Raw genomic sequence first — 18,639 nt, 5'->3', positions numbered from 1 at the left:
AGCAAAAGGGGCATATGCCCCTTGCTTGATGCGTTAACCAATACGTTGCAAAGCATCGTAAATCAAGCCCCAAAATTTCGCTTTATCCAGTTGCATTGCCACCTGTGTGTGACAATTTTCAGGAATCGGATAACGAAAATCTGCCACCGTCATCCCCAATGTGTGAGTGCCTGTTAACTCAATATTGATGGGCACCACTTTCGTCGTACAAACCGTCGGATCAATCACATAAGCCACAGCGCAAGGATCATGTACTGGCGGATAATCAAAATTTTGTGCTTGCTTATACATTTTGCGAAAAAACGCCAACAATTCGAGAACAAACTTAGCTGGTTTTGTTTGAATTTTTTCAATGTTTTTAATCACATCTTCTGTGGCTAAAGCTTGATGGGTCAGATCCAATCCCACCATAGTTAATGGCCATTTTTCATTGAACACAATATGTGCCGCCTCAGGATCGATCTTAATATTAAATTCCGCAACCGCACTCCAATTGCCTGTGTGATAGCCTCCTCCCATTAAGACAATTTCCTTCACGCGTTCCACAATGCGAGGTTCTTTTCTCACCGCCATGGCAATATTCGTTAAACCACCGGTAGGCACCAACGTAATTGTTTTGGGCGGGTGGGTCATCACTAACTCAATAATTAAATCGACGGCATGACGTGAATCTAAACTCAGTGTGGGTTCGGGCAAAACAGGTCCATCCATCCCCGATTCACCATGGATACTCGGTGCAACTTCTACTTCTCGCACTAAAGGTCGCACACAACCTTTGGCAATAGGTACGTTAAGGATATTGGCTATTTCAGCTACCGCTAAAGCATTACGACTGACTTTTTCTAGCGTTTGATTACCCACCACAGTCGTGATTGCTAACAGATCAATTTCTGGATTGCCATGCGCTAACAGAATCGCAATGGCATCATCATGCCCTGGATCACAATCTAGAATAATTTTTTTCATGTCCATACCTCTCCTACTTAAAATAACATCTTGTTTATCTTAATAATTTTCCTTCAGCGTAGAGCTAATTGGGTTTGAGGACAATCCTTTAAGCTCAAAACTGTGAATGAGATCACAACATAAGTACCGCCTCATGAGGTGGCATAAGAGCGCAACAGAAAAAAGTTATTCATTTAAACGCTAAATGCTAAAATAAAAACAAAAGCATTGAGGATAAGAGATGATTATTGTGACATCAGGCCATGTTGATCATGGTAAAACGGCTTTATTACAAGCTCTCACTGGCACACATACCGCACATTTACCCGAAGAAAAAAAGCGCGGTATGACCATTGACTTGGGTTATGCTTACTTGCCTTTAGAAAAAAACGGAAAAATCGACCGCACTTTAGGCTTTATTGATGTGCCGGGGCATGAAAAGTTTCTCGTTAATATGCTCGCTGGCTTAGGTGGTATTCATTATGCGATGCTCATTGTGGCAGCAGATGAAGGTGTGCAAGCACAAACTCTAGAACACTTGGCAATTTTACGTTTATTGCAATTAGAGCACATTCTTATCGTTATCACCAAAGCAGATCGCGCAACATCACCGCAAATTGAACAACTTTCACAACAATTAAAAGCGAATCATCCCATTTTAGCCAATTCACCTGTTTTTATCACTTCGGCTAAAACCGAACAAGGTATTGATGAATTACGTAACTATCTTGCTAAGTTACCTAATTTAGCGGATTCCAATAAACCCTTTCGTTATGCTATCGATCGCGTATTTAGCGTAAAAGGGGTAGGTACCGTCGTAACCGGCACTGCATTTAGTGGACGTGTACAAATCGATGATGAACTGTTGTTATCCAATGGTCAGACCGTACGTATTAAAAATATTCATAGCCAAAATCAACAAACCAATGTGGGTAACGCAGGGGAACGCTTAGCATTAAATCTGAATGTGGATTTAGATCGGATCACCATTGAGCGTGGAGATTGGTTGCTTTCTCAACAACCCTTGCCACCAACATCACGTATCACCGTGCTGCTCAATGCGGAAACTACCTTACAAGAAAGTCAGCCTATCCATCTCTATCATGCCAGTGCGCGAACAACGGGTAAGTTGAATTTACTGCAACACAAAACCCTTTTGCCAGCACAACAAGGTTTAGCAGAAATCATTTTAGAAAAGCCATTGTTCTTAGCTTATGCTGATAAACTCATTTTACGTAGTGGCGATGCCAAACATCTAGTTGCAGGTGCGAAAGTCATTGAGATTAATTCACCCAAGCGCCACAAGCGAACTGAACAACGGTTAAATTTCGTATATGCTTTACAGCAAGCCAAAACTACCACTGAACGCACCACACTTTATCTACAAAATAAAGCTGTTGATGCTCAAACGTTGATGTGGACGGAGCAATTAAATGCAGAGCAGCTCGCTGAGATCGTCGCGGTCAATCAGCAAGTGCGTTTTCAGGATTGGATCTTTAACGCAGATTATCAACAACAACAAACCGAGAAATTATTGACCGCACTTGCGCAATATCACCAAAATCATAATGACCAACTGGGTATCAGTAAGGCTCGTTTATATCGGATTGCAACCCTGAACCAACCCGAAAAATTGATGTATCACTTCCTAGAAGCATGTTTGGCTAAGGGGCAATTACAACAGACACGCGGCTGGCTACATTTACCTGAACACAAAATCCAATTTTCAGAGGACGAACAAGCACTATGGCAAGCGGTACTGGAACAATTTGAACAACAGCATGGGCACCCCCTTTGGGTGCGTGATCTCGCCAATGTGTTAGGGCAAGACGAAAGCGCAATGCGAAATTTTCTCTATAAAGCGGGGAAATTGGGTTACCTGACACCGATTGTCAAAGATCGTTTTTTCCTCACAGAAACGCTCTACGCTTATTCACGTTTAGTAAAACGATTCGTTGCAGAGCACGGCGCGATTTCAGTCAATCAACTCCGTGATGAGCTTCAATTCGGACGTAAATTGGTTGTACAGCTGATTGAATATTTCGATCGTTGCGGTTTTTTGCGCCGCAAAGGAAATATTCACGTATTACGTGATAGTGACGTATTTGATTTGTAAAAACGGTGAGTGAAACGCTCACCGTTTACTACATAGATGCTGTATCAAGCTCCACCCGTTGTTGCGTTTCAATTGATTTTTTGGCAGCACAAGCCACAGCAATCGCTTTTGTTGTCGATTGACTCAAAATGCAATGCTCAGTTACCCCTAATAAATGTTTCACGACCATATCTGCTTCAATTTCCACGGCTCGAGTTAACCAAAGCGGAGATAACGCTGTAGGTAAATTATATTTTTGTGTTGCTTTACCACTCTCGCGTAAAGATAAATCGGCCTCAAACTCATCATATAAATTAAATTGCTGTCGAGTACCATCCGCAAAACTTAACGTCATTGTAGAGGTAAAGAAATTCACCATTAATGCCCCTAACTCACCATGGATCGTGATCCCCCATTCGTGCAGTCGATAAGCCGTCCCCATTTCTAATGATGCAAAAACCCCACTTTCAAACTGCAGTAATAACTGAATAATATCATGGTTATCTGGCGTATCAGTGTGTGCTCGATTCGTTGCTTGCGCATAAACAGAGCTTACATCTCCCAATAACCAACAGAGTAAATCCAGTTCGTGAATTTCATTAAACAGTTTTCCACCAGTTAAATTAACATCATTCTTCCACCAGTTTTTATCTTGAAAAGCATCAATCCAACGTTGTCGACTAGCACGAGCAACGGTAATTTTGCCTAGCACATTTTGCATCATTAATTCTTTTGCCTTGAGTAACCCCGGCAAAGTACGCAACAAATGACCGATAAATACACTTTTCTTCTTCTGTTTCGCCAGGGTAAGAATTTCTGAACAATCAGTTTGATGAATACTGAACGGTGTTTCGATAAAAATGTGGCAACCATGTTTTAATGCAGTTAATGCGGGGACTTTATGGGCATAATTTGGTGTAGCAATTAACACAAGATCAGGCGTCACTTCATGAAATAGGGTTTCCATATCACTGTATGCTTTGGTGTTGAATTTAGCCGCCAAGCGTTCTGCAAACTCCATAGAAAGATCAGTCACACCAAGTAAGTCTGCGCCAGCTTTTGTGAAACCTAATGCTAATTGCTGTCCGAAAAAACCACAGCCAATCAAAGCGATTTTAATGTTACTCATGTGCTTTTCCTTGTGTTAAACGTTGTCTAATAGCCTGAAAATAATATAAAACAGCGCGTTGTACACGTTCTAAATCGCGTGCTTCAATCGCATCAACCAATTCACGATATTGCATTGCAAGATCCGTCGGTGAAATTAAAATTGCGGGCAATTCCGCATCAAGCTGCTGATAAATTTGCCAAAATGCATCTAAATATTGAGTCAATAAATGGTTTTGTACAGACTGATACATTAATAAATGGATTTGTTGCTCTTCTTTTATGGAAAACCGTCCTTGTTGTGCGTTTTCTTCCAATAAACGAACCAAACTTTGTAATTGCAACACCTCTTCAGCATTGATTTTCTGCAGTGCAATAGGGGCAAAACCATATTGTAGGATTTCCCTCACATCCAGAATATCCAAAATACTCTTTAAATTATCTTGTAAATGTAACTGAGCATAAAACGTTAAGCCACGTATCATAGGAATAAGCGAAGAAGTGCCGACAAATGTACCTATACCATGGTGGATATCTAAAATATGTAATGCTTCTAACGACTTAATCGCTTCTCGTAAGCTAGAGCGACTTACTCCAAATAAATCAATGAGCTCATTTTCTGTCGGCATCAGATCGCCCGACTTCATTTTCCGTCGAATAATTAATGTTTTTATCTTCTCTTGTAATGCCAGAGAAGCCGCTTTTTTTGTTAATTTATCCATAGTTTTCTCATTTTTGTGATCTGGATCTCTTTATCTTTAATTAAAGATAAGACATCATATGTCTCAATTAAATTAAAGCATAATCATGTTATTCATTCCGATATAACACAATAATTAACATGACAAGTTGTTTCTAAAAATTTCCAAATTAACGATATTTCTATATATTACTTTAAGGTGGATACATATGGCAACGTTATTACTTAATAATATCAATAAACGTTATGATAATGGCTTTCATGCCGTACAAGACTTTAATTTAAACGTTGAAGATCAAGAATTCATTGCCTTAGTGGGTCCTTCAGGATGTGGAAAATCAACTTTACTACGAATGATTGCAGGCCTAGAAGATATCTCAAGTGGTGAGTTTTATATCGATGAACGCTTAGTAAATGATGTGGAAGCCAAAGATCGGGACATTGCAATGGTGTTTCAATCTTATGCCTTATACCCACACATGAGCGTATATGACAATATGGCATTTGCTTTGAAATTACGTAAATTCCCTAAAGAAGAAATTGATCGAAAAGTCAAAGAAGCCGCAAAAATCCTCGGTTTAGATGGTTTACTCAGCCGTAAACCCAAAGCCCTTTCCGGTGGTCAACGCCAACGAGTTGCACTCGGCAGAACCATTGTTCGTTCACCAAAAGTTTTCCTTATGGATGAACCCCTTTCCAATTTAGATGCCAAACTACGCGGCAATATGCGTGCTGAAATCATTCGAATTCACAAAAGCCTTCATGCCACAACCATTTATGTGACTCATGATCAAACCGAGGCCATGACTATGGCCGATCGCATCGTGGTGATGAAAGCGGGTGTCGTACAGCAAATTGGCACACCAAAGCAAATTTATAATGCACCAAATAATCTCTTTGTTGCCGGTTTTATTGGCGCACCAACTATGAATTTTATTCACGGAAAAATTGAAAACGGCCAATTTATTGCACATAAAGGTACTTCTTTACTTATCCCAGAAAATCATTATGAGCTCATTAAAGAAAAAGGGTTTGAAAATAAAGAAATTATTTTAGGTATTCGCCCAGAAAATATTTCTAATGATCCGATGTTATTAGGTGTTTATCAACATTCAATTATCCATGCTTATATCAATGTCGCAGAATTACTTGGTGCAGAATATATTTTGCATACGGATATTGATGGACAAGAAATTAAAGCGATTGTGCATTCTCGTCAAAACATAAAAATGGAACAAGTGGTGAATCTCGCATTTGATATGAAATATGCTCACTTTTTCGATCCTCAAACAGAAAAATCATTATTGCAACTTTAATTGATGATTTTAACTTTTCTAAATAAGAATAGGAGATGCTCTCTATGAAATTGAAAAAACTCTTTTCTGTTTTATTACCTATCATAGCTGGTGCTAGCATATTAACCGGTTGTAACGAAGAAAATAAAACCACACAAGCGAATACGGCTATGCCTAAAGAGGGGCAAGAATTAGCAGGTAATATCACCTTTTGGCATTCATTTACTCAAGGTCCTCGCTTAGAAGTTATCCAACAAGCAGCAAAAGAATTTGAACAAAAAAATCCTAAAGTCAAAATTAAAATTGAAACCTTTTCTTGGAATGATTTCTATACCAAATGGACGACTGGGCTTTCTTCCGGTAATGTGCCGGATTTAAGTACAGCCTTACCGAATCAAGTTGTCGAAATGATTAACTTCGGTGCGCTTCAGCCTTTAGGCGATCTGATTGATAGTATTGGGCGTGATAAATTCGCTGAGGCAGCCATTAGCGAAGGCACCGTACAAGGGAAAAACTATTCTATTCCGCTTTATTCACACGCCCAAGTAATGTGGATACGTAAAGATCTCTTGGAAAAACACCAATTACCTGTACCAAAAACATGGAATGAACTTTACGAAACCGCTAAAAAATTAACTCAAGACGGTGTGTATGGGCTCTCTGTGCCGATGGGAAGCAATGATTTTATGGCAACACGTTTCTTAAATCTTTATGTGCGCAGTGGGGGTGGAAGCTTACTGACGAAAGATTTAAAAGTCGATCTTACGAATCCATTAGCACAGGAAGGCATTAAGTATTGGGTGAAAATGTATAAAGATACCTCACCAAAAGATTCCGTAAACTATAATGTCCTACAGCAAGCAACGCTTTATTATCAAGGCAAAACTGCCTTTGATTTTAACTCTGGTTTCCAAATCGGGGGCGTAAAAGCAAATTCGCCACAATTATTAGAGTTTGTTGATGCTTACCCTGTACCAAAAATCAATGAAAATGATCCAACACCGGCCCTGGAAACCGCCAATATTCCAATGGTAATTTGGAAAAACTCAAAACACCCAGATGTCTCAAAAGCTTTTATGAAAACACTTTATGAGAAAGAGCGTTATATTTCTTTCCTAAAAGCTGTTCCAGTAGGTATGTTACCAGCTATCAAGGGCATTTCTGACGACCCGGCTTATAAAGACGAACCAATTATCAAGCAATTTGAACATGCCGAAAAAGTCATTACAGAAGCCGTTCAACTTGGAACAGCCATTGGTTATGAACATGGACCAAGTGTACAAGCTGGGATCTTAACGAATCAACATATCATTGAAAAAATGTTCCAAGACATTGTGATTAATGGAACTGATCCAATGGTAGCTGCACAAAAAGCAGAAAAAGAACTAAACAGTTTATTAGAGGCTGTTATCACAAAATAAAAACAACCCAATCCCCTTAATATCTTGCCAATTTACTTATGTAAATAAGTATTAGGGGGGCTTTGTCTAAAATTTCACAATGTCGCATATCTTATGGATTTTATAAGGAGTTCTCCTTATGTATTACAAACATCATAACTATACAAGATGGATATTTGTTTTACCGGCAATATTAGTCGTATCCGTACTATTCATTTATCCATTTTTATCTAGTATTTTTTATAGTTTTACCAACAAAAACTTGATTATGCCGCATTACAGTTTTGTAGGCCTAGCGAACTATCGAGCTGTATTATCCGATCCAAATTTCTGGATGTCATTTTTCAATTCTCTAAAATGGACAATTTTTTCTTTAACAGGTCAAGTATTAGTGGGTTTCTTTCTCGCGCTTGCGTTAAATCGAGTTAAACATTTTAAATGGCTTTATAAAATTTTATTAATTATCCCTTGGGCCTTTCCGACCATTGTAATTGCCTTTTCTTGGCAATGGATTTTAAACGGTGTATATGGCTATTTACCTAATATGTTAGTCCAACTTGGCTTAATGGAAATTGCACCTAATTTCTTATCTGACCGCACTTGGGCGTTTGTATGTCTTGTTTTTATTAACATCTGGTTCGGCGCACCGATGATTATGGTAAATGTACTGTCCGCCTTACAGACTGTTCCCGCTGATCAATATGAAGCCGCCAAAATTGATGGCGCAAACGCTTGGCAAATCTTCCGTTACATCACTTTACCGCATATTAAAGTGGTCGTGGGATTATTGGTGGTATTAAGAACAGTTTGGGTATTCAATAACTTTGACATCATTTACCTCATTACAGGTGGTGGTCCTGCAAATGCCACCATGACTTTACCAATTTTTGCCTATGACATGGGCTGGGGAAGTAAATTGTTAGGACGCTCATCCGCCGTCACCGTGCTGCTCTTTATCTTCTTGCTCTCTGTTTGCTTTATTTACTTCAAAATCATTAACCGTTGGGAAAAAGAGGGGAAATAATATGAAAAAGAAATCTACTCTATTGGGCGACATTATTTCTCATCTTTTCCTGATGGTTACCACCATTATTGCGGTTTTTCCACTGATATGGATTTTCCTTTCATCGATTAAAGGTAAAGGTGAACTAACAAGTGAACCAACGCGTTTCTGGCCAAAAGTATTCACCTTAGATTATTTTGAGCACGTCATTTATGACCTGAATTTCATTGTGAATATTAAAAATAGTTTGTTTATTTCACTGGTAACGACTGTCATTGCCATTACGATTTCATCTATGGCTGCTTATGGGATTGTGCGTTTCTTCCCAAAACTGGGATCAATTATGTCTAAGTTATTGGTAACAACGTATATCTTCCCACCTATTTTATTAGCTATTCCCTATTCGATTGCTATGGCAAAAGTCGGTTTAACAAATACGACAACAGGGCTTATTGTGGTTTACCTTTCCTTTAGTGTGCCTTATGCAGTATGGCTCTTAGTAGGTTTTTTCCAGACTGTGCCAATTGAAATTGAGGAAGCCGCTAAAATTGATGGTGCCAATAAATTTACTGTCTTTTTCAAAATTGTATTACCTCTGGTTGCACCAGGTATTGTTGCCACCGCGATCTATACCTTTATCAATGCATGGAATGAATTTTTGTATGCCCTCATTTTAGTCAATGATACAAGCAAAATGACGGTCGCGGTCGCTTTACGCTCCCTAAATGGTGCAGAAATTCTTGACTGGGGCGATATGATGGCCGCATCTGTGCTGGTGGTTATCCCTTCTGTTATCTTCTTTTGCTTTATTCAAAACAAAATTGCTAGTGGATTATCTGAAGGTTCGGTGAAATAGAATTTATTTATCGTAAGATTAGGAGAATAAAAATGATGAAATATGGTGTTGTGGGTGTAGGCTACTTTGGTGCGGATTTAGCACGTTTTATGAACGAAAATGAAAATGCCAAAGTGACCATGGTATATGATCCAGAAAATGGAGAAACGATTGCTAAAGAACTTCAATGTATTGCCGCGACGAGCCTGAAACAATTGGTCAGTAGCCCAGAGGTAGATTGTGTCATCGTAGCTACACCAAATTATCTGCACAAAGAACCCGTCATTGAAGCCGCTAAGCATGGTAAACATGTTTTTTGTGAAAAACCTATCGCACTTAACTACCAAGATTGCGATGAAATGGTGAGAACTTGTGAAGAAAATGGCGTCATCTTTATGGCAGGTCATGTCATGAATTTCTTTAATGGTGTACATCATGCCAAAGAATTGATCAAACAAGGGGTGATTGGTAAAGTCCTCTATTGCCATTCTGCACGAAACGGTTGGGAAGATGAACAGCCAAGTATTTCATGGAAAAAAATTCGTGCAAAATCAGGTGGGCATTTATACCACCATATTCATGAACTAGATTGTATTCAGTTCATTATGGGAGGTATGCCGAAAACTGTTACGATGACGGCAGGTAATGTGGCACATCAAAGTGAAAAATTTGGTGACGAGGACGATATGTTATTCCTCAATTTAGAATTTGAGGGCGGTCGTTTTGCCGTATTAGAGTGGGGCTCCGCTTTCCGTTGGGGTGAACATTATGTTCTTATCCAAGGTGAAAAAGGCGCAATTAAATTAGACATGTACCACTGTAAAGGCACATTACGTGTTGATGGCAAAGATAGCCATTTCTTAATTCATGAAACACAAGAGGAGGATGATGATCGTACGCGTATCTATACCAGTACCGAAATGGATGGCGCGATCCAATATGGTAAACCAGGTAAGCGTACCCCAATGTGGCTCAGTTCTATTATGAAAAAAGAGATGAAATACTTAAATGATATTTTACATGGTATGAAACCGACTGAAGAATTCGAGAAATTACTCACAGGGGAAGCTGCAAGAGCTGCCATTGCCACCGCAGATGCCTGCACCAAATCTCGCTATGAAAACCGCAAAGTTGAGGTTGCCGAAATTACAGGTTAAAACGTGAGTCACTCATGCGAATAAATCAAGAATCATGTGGTGTCTTAAAAGCACAATTAGGTTAGTTGGGGCGTTATACGCCCTTTTTTTCTGGCTTCCCACTTAAGAAGAATAAAGATGTTTTAACAGCGAGATAAGGTAATTGCCCCCAGCATACAACTTATCTTGCATTGACCACAGCCATGACAAGCTGGACTAACAACAAGTTGTTTATGTTGAATCGACAAGGCATGTTGTGGGCATTTTTGCTGACACTCAGAACAGGATTGCCCTTGTGTAATTAAACATTTTTCGCTAAAGATTGGGCGTAATTCCGTGTCTGCTGAAAATGCTCGATGTAAGGCGCCTGTAGTACAAGCTTCGGCACATTTACCACAAAAATCACAGGCTGAAAAATCAATTTCTAGCACGGGTTTTCCTTCCACCAAGCGAAGCAAGCCATAAGGACAGGCATCAATACAATCCGCACATCCATGACACACTTGAAGTAATAAGGCTTCTTTAGCCGCAAAGGGCGGTCGATTTTTTAAACGTTTTTCCTGTTTCGTGTTCCCCCCCAATAGACCACGCAATAAACCACGACGTGAAATAGTATGGTGAGAAAGATAGGCTTCATAATAACGTTCATCTTTCTGACAGTGCCGATGAGTTGAGTCATTATTGTGCATGCTTTGCCTCATGTGATTTAACGATAAAGACGTACGCTGTTCACTTGAATATCAAGCTGTTGCTGCCATTGATTTAACGTCGCTTGCGTCAATAACGCAAGACCTCGATAAAATACAGACGTTTGTTGATTCGCTAAAAGTTGTAAATAACGTGTTGACCAAGTAAAGACATGCTCACTTAAAAAGATAACCAATAATTCTGGGCGATTTTCCGCTAAATATGCAGACAGTAACAACATTAGCCCAATATGATCCTCCGGTTCATTTTGTGTGGTTACAAACTCAACACGGTGTTGGCGTAAAAATTCGCGTAATTTCAATAAAGAATCACCAAAAAGTACTGACTCGGGATCAAGATAAACCGATCCCCAAGGTGGCGCACTCAAGGCAGCGGGACCAATAAATAATTCTTGGTATGTTGTATCTAATGCTTCGGTTGCAAGACCTTGCTGAATAGCCTGCAAGATCGTTGCATCCACTTCATGCTGCCATTCATGTTGCCAATCAGGCTGACGGAAAAAATCCAAAATGGATTCAAGCTGTGCTTCAGTCGGTGCATAATAAAATAAAGCACCTAATAAACGCCCTGATAAGGAAACCCATTGACGTTGTGGCATATTCATAACATGAATCCCCAAAATTCTCATAAAATAGACCGCACTTAGCACTTGTGTTGTTCAGGGCAGCGCGAGCGCTACCCCGTTAGGTTTGCTATGCCCCGACAGCCATCCCAACCGTCATATGCAATCCATAAAATAACGTCCGCCCGATAATTTCAGCGGCGAACACCAATAACACAGCACAGAGTTTACTCATCCATGAAGCCGGTTTATGGAGCACATAGAATAAACAGGTTATTGCCAAACCCAATAACACAAAACGTAACGCACTTAAGGTGGCGAAATCTGGTACCAGTGCTGTCGCTTTTTGTGCTGACGTGACGACTGTGGATAACGCGAACCCTTGATAAATAATGACGATTGCGGCTACTAACGTTGTAATAGAAACAAGGGTTGGTACCCAAGAAACCACTTTAGCATCTGGTCGTTCACTATGTAATAAACCATAACCGAGGGTAAAACCTGCCAAAATAATGGTTAAATAAAAGCCCCAAGTAGTAAAACTGGTATGCCATGTTGGCACCGTTGAAATGTGATAAACCTTATTCATCATATACATAAAGATTAATCCCATCGCAGAGGCACATACCAATAAAAAGCGTCCAAATGCCTTTGGTAACTTGTCTAATATCGCAAATAACCAATATATGCCCGCAAGCGCAAAGAACAACGCACCGGTGGCAATTTCGTTACTCAACATAGACTCACCTACTCGATTTAATGCGTTAAATGCACGCAATGGCGAGCCTAAATGCGTGATAGAGGCAATAAAACCTATACCGAGTAACGCTAATAATACAAACATCGCTTTGTGCACATAAACACGATAGTGTTTGTCTTCTGTCGTAAATAGAACAAGAGCAAAGAGTAAAAAAGCCCCCACAGCTGATTGTGCTAATACAGTGAAAATCACTAAAGGTAATTCGTGTAATCCGTTCATCTTACACCTCCCTTGGATTCGCTAAAAACCCGGTTGTATCCCCCGTTGGACGCGCATTTTTATTGGTCTTAATCACCAAATTTGGCGCAGTATGTTCTGGCGAGGGTAATGGCGCAATCGCCGCTAAATCACCATAGGTTTTGCGTAGTTCATCAATGGGCGCAAAATCTAGAGCCCGTAATGGACACGCATCAACACAAATCGGTTTTTTCCCTTCCAATATACGTGAATGGCAGCCATCGCATTTAGTCATATGCCCTTTCATTGCATCATATTGTGGTGCATCATAAGGACAAGCCATATGACAATAACGACAACCAATACAGATTGCTTCATTCACGATGACAAAGCCATCTTCTGTTTTATGCATTGCACCCGTTGGACAAACTGACACACAAGCAGGATTGTCGCAGTGATTACAGGAAATCGATAAATAATAAGCAAAAACATTATGTTGCCAACATCCATTTGCCTGCTGTTGCCAGTCACCACCTGCATATTCATAAATGCGACGAAAATTCACGTTGGTATCGAGGTCTTTATAGTCTTTGCAGGCTAATTCACAAGTCTTACAGCCGGTGCAACGATCTGAGTCAAAATAAAAGCCATACTGAACACTCATCATTTACTCCTTACACTTTCGCAACTTGAACTAAGTTAGAATGCTGTGGATTACCCTTCGCGAGAGGCGATGGACGTTGTGTTGTCAATACGTTCACACAACCTGAATGATCCACACCTTGACTGTCTGGCGCATACCAAGCACCCTCACTTAACGCGACTACACCGGGGATAATACGAGGTGTCACTTTGGCATGAATCTGCACTTCACCACGATCATTAAAGATACGAATCATATCGCCATTTTTAATATTGCGTGCTTGTGCATCAATCGGATTAATCCACACTTCTTGCGGGGTCGCCGCCTTAATCACGTCCACGTTACCGTAAGTTGAATGTGTACGCGCTTTATAATGAAAACCTGTCATTTGTAACGGATATTTTTCCATTAATTTATCGCCATAGTGTTCAAAACTGTCAGCATGTACAGGCAATGGGTGAATCACTTCATCGTCTTTTAGCGACCACGTTTTGGCGATTTCCGCTAAGCGCTCAGAGTAAATCTCAATTTTACCGGATGGTGTTTTGAGAGGATTCGCTTGCGGATCTTCACGGAAAGCCTTATAAGCCACATAAAAGCCATTTGGATCGACTTTTTTAAAGATGCCTTGCTGTCTGAATTCTTCAAAGGTCGGCAATTCTGGCAAGTTTTCTCGGGATTGTTGATAAATATGACGGAGCCATTCTTCTTGTGTGCGCCCCTCAGTGAATGCTTGCTTAACCCCCATTTTCTCGGCTAAATCCGTTAACATGTCATAAATATTACGGCACTCAAAAGAAGGGGTGATCACTTGATCTGCAAAGATCACATAGTTCATATTGGCGACAAAGGCATCGGTACAAAAATCCATTTGCTCTGACGCAGTACAATCTGGTAACAAAATATCACTGTATTTTGCGGTTGAAGTCATATGATTATCAATGGTAATAATCAATTCACACTGTGTCTCATCTTGCAAAATTTCGTGAGTGCGATTGATGTCGGAATGCTGGTTAATCAAACAGTTACTCGCATAATTCCAAATCACTTTAATCGGTGCGGTGAGTTTTTCCACACCACGAATACCATCCGTTAATGCTGTCATTTCGTGCGCACGAAAAATCGCATCTGTCCATAAAAACATCGGAATACTGGCTTTCACTGGGTTTGTTAAGGTTGGCATACGAACAAAAGGGACTTTATAAGTGCTTTCCCTTGCTCCAGTATTGCCCCCATTAATTCCCACATTACCGGTCAGAATCGGTAACATAGCAATCGCACGAGAAATTAGCTCACCATTACTGCGACGTTGTGGTCCCCAACCTTGCGAAATATAAGCAGGTTTCGTTCCGGCAATTTCTCGAGCCAATTTAATAATACGTTGTTCAGGAATTCCCGTAATTTTCGCCGCCCACTCCGGTGTTTTGACAATTCCATCATCCCCTTCCCCCAAAATATAGGCTTTATAATGCCCATTTTTTGGTGCGCCTTCAGGCAAGGTTTTTTCATCATAGCCAACACAATACGTATCTAAGAACGCTTGATCGACTAAATCTTCTGTAATCATCACATAAGCTAAAGCCGAAACTAAGGCGGCATCAGTACCTGGACGAATTGGAATCCATTCATCCTCACGTCCAGCCGCGGTATCAGTATAACGAGGATCAATAATGATCATTTTAGCATTCGATTTTTGTCGTGCTTGTTCAATACAATACGTCAATCCCCCACCGCTCATGCGTGTTTCTGCTGGATTATTACCAAAAAGGACAACCAACTTCGTATTTTCGATATCAGCTAAGCCATTTCCTAATGCCCAACCACCGCCATAGGTATAATCCAACCCGACTGCAATTTGTGCGGTGCTGTAATCACCATAATGGTTGAGATAACCCCCTAAACAGTTCATAAAACGGGCAAGCATAGTTGACCCCGGAGGCCAAGACTTAGTCATTGTGCCACCCAGTGTACCCGTACCATAATTGAGATAAATCGATTCATTACCATATTGCGCAATATTCTTACGTAGTGAAGTAGCAATCTCATTTAGTGCTTCATCCCAACTGATACGCTTAAACTTACCTTCACCGCGTTTACCCACACGCTTCATTGGGTATTTCAAACGGTCTGGATTATAAACACGCCGGCGCATTGAACGTCCGCGTAAACACGCTCTGACTTGGTGGTCAACGTTATATGTATCCGTTCCCGTGTTGTCAGTTTCGACATAGATAATTTTATTGTCTTTCACGTGCATTCTCAGTGGACAACGGCTACCACAGTTCACTGTGCAAGCACTCCAAACCACTTTTTCCTGCAGATTTTCTGTTGATGAGGATGTCGCTTTTTTTTCATTAGCGACGGCTTTGAAAGGTAATGACAGATTGGTCGCAGCGAGCGCTGCACCAATTGAAGTTCTTTGCAGTAAAGAACGTCTGGTCAATCTTGAATTGACAAGCAATTTATCCATAACGTATCCCCCGATGGTTATGCTATAAACAGACATAGAAACATCTATTCTATTAAACAACCAAAAAGAGGTAGGGAATATGAGATAGATCAACTTTTATCTTTTAAGACAAAAAATAAGCCATATTATATGATATAAATCAATCACTTATAAAAATGATAATAATTAGCATTCAATTAGAATAGGCGTAAAAAAGACCATGATGTGATACTCATTACCACATCATGGTCTGTTTCATGTCATGCTTAATTATCTAAATCCACACTCACCACTTCCGGCTCATTTTTTAGCAGCAAGTACACATTTTGGAGCATGGTTTTGTCTGTAATCAAACAGCGCATATTTAAACGCACATCATCCGTATTGGGTAAGTCTTTCACACTTAAGCTATCTAGACGGTAATTATTGCTGATTAAAATATCTGTGACTTTACCAATCGCATTCGGTGTATTGAGCTGAATGGTAATCTTCGTTTTACGAATATTATTTTTACGACGGACTAAACTTTGCACTAAAGGACTTAAACGAACAGCAATTAAAATCATCACGGTCGCAATAATCGCATCAAAGAAAAAGCCTGCGCCACTGGCAATACCAATACCTGCAGCCGCCCAAATAATCGCAGCCGTCGTTAAGCCTGAAATCGCATCATTACTTTTACGTAAAATCACCCCCGCACCTAAAAAGCCAATCCCACTAATCACTTGCGCGGCTAAACGCATGGGATCGGTACGGATATTTTCTGACACTTGAGCATAATGTTCAGCGGCTTGAATAGACACAATGGTTAATACACAGGTTGTTACCGCGATAATGACGCAAGTCTTCACCCCTACTGCTTTACGTTTTAATTCACGCTCTAAGCCGATGATTCCGCCTAATAGCATTGCCATTGCCATTTTCGCTAAAATCGCAAAATGCGTTGAGGCTAAAAAAGCATCGAACAAATCTGTTAACATTTTCATAAATCTACTGCACTAAAATCAATCAATATTATCCCAATTCTAACAAGGACATAAGATAAGTCCATAGGCATCTCAAAATATATTTCTACGCAACAAAAATGCCTCTAAAATACTTTAGAGGCATGCTATCTTGGACAATAAAATTAATCTTCTTTACCTAAAATTTGGTTAACTTCGCTTTTGTATAACACCGCTTTTGCCCCAAAAATCGCTTGAATACCTCCACCAACTTCAAGAACATCAATTGCCCCTAATGCTTTTAAACGTGCTTTATCTACTGCTTTCACGTCTTTGACATTCACACGTAAACGTGTAATACAGGCATCCACATGTTCAATATTTTCAGCCTTGCCTAATGCCTCAATAATGTGATGTGCATTTTCAGTTAACGAAGAGTTAGTCGATTCAACCACTTCTTCCTGTTCTTCAGCTCTGCCCGGTGTCATCACATCAAATTTCGTAATCAGAAAGCGGAAGCTAAAGTAATATAACATTGCCCAAAACACACCGACAACGACTACGAGGATCCAGTTTGTGTTTTCATTCCCCTGTAAAATGCCAAATAAAAGGAAATCAATAAAGCCACCCGAGAAAGTATTACCAATCGAAATATTCAAGAAATCGGCAATAAAGAATGAAACACCATCTAAGAAAGCATGGAAAACATACAACCAAGGTGCCACAAATAAGAACATAAATTCGATAGGTTCTGTGATGCCTGTAATAAACGACGTTAAGGCGGCCCCTAAAAATAAACCACCAATCAAACCACGACGTGCTTTAGGTACACAGTGATACATTGCCAAACAGGCGGCGGGTAAGCCAAACATCATGGTATCGAAACGCCCCGCGAAGAAGCGAGTCCCTTCAGTGAATAACCCTTGATGGTTCGGATCAGCTAATTGGGCAAAAAAGATTTTTTGTGCCCCGATAATGGTTTCACCGTTTACAATTTCCGTTCCCCCTAACTCTGTATACCAAAAGAGCGGATAAATCATGTGATGTAATCCCACCGCTCCACTCAAACGCATCAAAAAGCCGTAAAAAAACGTCCCAATTGCGCCCATAGAGGCGATACCCTCACCCGCGGATACTAACCAACCTTGGAAAGTTGGCCAAATAAGGAAAAAGAGGAAACCAACAAAAATTGCCGCAAACGCGGTAACAATAGGAACAAATCGCGATCCACCAAAGAACCCTAGAATTTGGGGTAACTGGATATTATGGTAACGATTATGTAACTTCACGGTTAATAATCCCATCACTAATGATCCAATCACTCCCGTATCAATCCCTTTCACTTCTGGCGAAAAAATACTGATTAAGGCATTAATGGTGCCCGTCATGATTAAATAACCGACTACCGCCGCTAATGCAGCGACCCCTTTATCACGTTTAGCCAGACCAATGCCTAAACCGATACAAAGTAATAACGCCAGATTAGCAAAAACCACACTGCCTGCGGCAGACATAATTTGGAAAATGCCTTGTAACACGGGGTTATCTAAAACAGGATAGGCCTGTACCGTCGCTTTATTCGATAATGCACCACCAATCCCTAGTAGCAAACCTGCAGCAGGTAGAATGGCAATTGGTAACATGAACGCTTTACCAATTTGTTGAAGCTGCTTAAACATAATGATCTCCTCTTCACACACAATGATTTGTACTAGTTTACCGCGTTTCTTAACCTAACATAGTGAAGTTAATCACATATTTATGATTTATCCCCCTTATTTATCTTTGAAATGCTGCATAGAAGAAAAGAAATGAAATGTTTTTTGCTAACGATTTTGTCAAGAAATTTAGTAAAATTTGCAGTAAAATGACCGCACTTT

Annotated in this window: 16 protein-coding genes; 6 read left to right on the top strand and 10 right to left on the bottom strand. The window is 40.1% G+C overall.

The genetic code is table 11. The features are described 5' to 3' along the window. Nucleotides 1–33: 33 nt before the first annotated feature. Nucleotides 34–966 (bottom strand): nucleoside hydrolase, encoded by a 933-nt coding sequence (locus KPF51_RS10720; protein ID WP_005724733.1) that lies wholly within the window; start codon nt 964–966, stop codon nt 34–36. 220 nt (nt 967–1,186) lie between these two features. Here KPF51_RS10720 and selB point away from each other — a divergent pair, with 220 nt between their 5' ends. Next, on the top strand, nt 1,187–3,061 hold the full coding sequence (selB, locus tag KPF51_RS10715) for a selenocysteine-specific translation elongation factor (protein ID WP_061406286.1): 1,875 nt from the start codon (nt 1,187–1,189) through the stop codon (nt 3,059–3,061). Nucleotides 3,062–3,089: 28 nt separating this feature from the next. Here selB and KPF51_RS10710 read toward each other — a convergent pair whose 3' ends face one another. Both KPF51_RS10710 and KPF51_RS10705 read right to left on the bottom strand, forming a co-directional pair. Continuing rightward, complete coding sequence (locus KPF51_RS10710) at nt 3,090–4,169, bottom strand: Gfo/Idh/MocA family protein (RefSeq protein WP_061406287.1); 1,080 nt, start codon at nt 4,167–4,169, stop codon at nt 3,090–3,092. After that, nucleotides 4,162–4,869, bottom strand: a complete 708-nt coding sequence (locus tag KPF51_RS10705; RefSeq protein WP_061406288.1) for a FadR/GntR family transcriptional regulator — start codon at nt 4,867–4,869, stop codon at nt 4,162–4,164. Before KPF51_RS10705 ends, KPF51_RS10710 begins: the two co-directional genes overlap by 8 nt. Before the next feature lie 187 nt (nt 4,870–5,056). On the opposite strand from KPF51_RS10705, the gene KPF51_RS10700 reads away from it, so the two are divergent. The 5 genes from KPF51_RS10700 to KPF51_RS10680 all read left to right on the top strand — a co-directional run bounded on the left by KPF51_RS10700 (nt 5,057) and on the right by KPF51_RS10680 (nt 10,537). Beyond that, entirely contained in the window at nt 5,057–6,163 is a 1,107-nt protein-coding gene (locus KPF51_RS10700; protein WP_005724727.1) for an ABC transporter ATP-binding protein, read from the top strand. Nucleotides 6,164–6,207: 44 nt separating this feature from the next. Beyond that, nucleotides 6,208–7,563, top strand: a complete 1,356-nt coding sequence (locus KPF51_RS10695) for an ABC transporter substrate-binding protein (RefSeq protein WP_005724725.1) — start codon at nt 6,208–6,210, stop codon at nt 7,561–7,563. A 118-nt stretch (nt 7,564–7,681) separates the two neighbouring features. Continuing rightward, on the top strand, nt 7,682–8,566 hold the full coding sequence (locus KPF51_RS10690) for a carbohydrate ABC transporter permease (RefSeq protein ID WP_010907317.1): 885 nt from the start codon (nt 7,682–7,684) through the stop codon (nt 8,564–8,566). Between the two features lies 1 nt (nt 8,567). Then, the gene (locus KPF51_RS10685; RefSeq protein WP_005724719.1) at nt 8,568–9,401 is read left to right on the top strand and encodes a carbohydrate ABC transporter permease; all 834 of its coding nucleotides are present in this window, start codon (nt 8,568–8,570) and stop codon (nt 9,399–9,401) included. A 32-nt stretch (nt 9,402–9,433) separates the two neighbouring features. Next, entirely contained in the window at nt 9,434–10,537 is a 1,104-nt protein-coding gene (locus KPF51_RS10680; RefSeq protein ID WP_005724717.1) for a Gfo/Idh/MocA family protein, read from the top strand. Between the two features lie 122 nt (nt 10,538–10,659). Here the strand turns inward: KPF51_RS10680 and napF are convergent, their stop codons facing one another. The 7 genes from napF to KPF51_RS10645 form a co-directional block, all read right to left on the bottom strand. Next, nucleotides 10,660–11,205 (bottom strand): ferredoxin-type protein NapF, encoded by a 546-nt coding sequence (gene napF / locus KPF51_RS10675; protein WP_005724715.1) that lies wholly within the window; start codon nt 11,203–11,205, stop codon nt 10,660–10,662. A gap of 17 nt (nt 11,206–11,222) precedes the next feature. After that, complete coding sequence (gene dmsD / locus KPF51_RS10670; RefSeq protein WP_005724713.1) at nt 11,223–11,828, bottom strand: Tat proofreading chaperone DmsD; 606 nt, start codon at nt 11,826–11,828, stop codon at nt 11,223–11,225. Between the two features lie 88 nt (nt 11,829–11,916). Next, nucleotides 11,917–12,765 carry a dimethyl sulfoxide reductase anchor subunit family protein gene (locus KPF51_RS10665; protein ID WP_005724712.1) on the bottom strand — a complete coding sequence of 283 codons (849 nt, stop codon included), beginning with the start codon at nt 12,763–12,765 and terminating at the stop codon, nt 11,917–11,919. Nucleotide 12,766: 1 nt separating this feature from the next. Further along, complete coding sequence (locus tag KPF51_RS10660) at nt 12,767–13,387, bottom strand: DMSO/selenate family reductase complex B subunit (protein WP_005724710.1); 621 nt, start codon at nt 13,385–13,387, stop codon at nt 12,767–12,769. Between the two features lie 10 nt (nt 13,388–13,397). After that, nucleotides 13,398–15,836, bottom strand: coding sequence for a DMSO/selenate family reductase complex A subunit (locus tag KPF51_RS10655; RefSeq protein WP_005724709.1), 2,439 nt, complete (start codon nt 15,834–15,836; stop codon nt 13,398–13,400). A gap of 245 nt (nt 15,837–16,081) precedes the next feature. Next, entirely contained in the window at nt 16,082–16,801 is a 720-nt protein-coding gene (locus KPF51_RS10650) for an MgtC/SapB family protein (RefSeq protein WP_005718857.1), read from the bottom strand. Between the two features lie 143 nt (nt 16,802–16,944). Further along, nucleotides 16,945–18,438: a PTS transporter subunit EIIC gene (locus KPF51_RS10645; RefSeq protein WP_005724708.1), complete on the bottom strand. Its 1,494-nt coding sequence runs from the start codon at nt 18,436–18,438 to the stop codon at nt 16,945–16,947. Nucleotides 18,439–18,639 lie beyond the last annotated feature (201 nt).

This window comes from Pasteurella sp. XG20 (genome assembly GCF_018968665.1).
Taxonomy (GTDB): Bacteria; Pseudomonadota; Gammaproteobacteria; order Enterobacterales; family Pasteurellaceae; genus Pasteurella; species Pasteurella multocida.
This window is presented reverse-complemented; position numbering and strand designations above follow the sequence as displayed.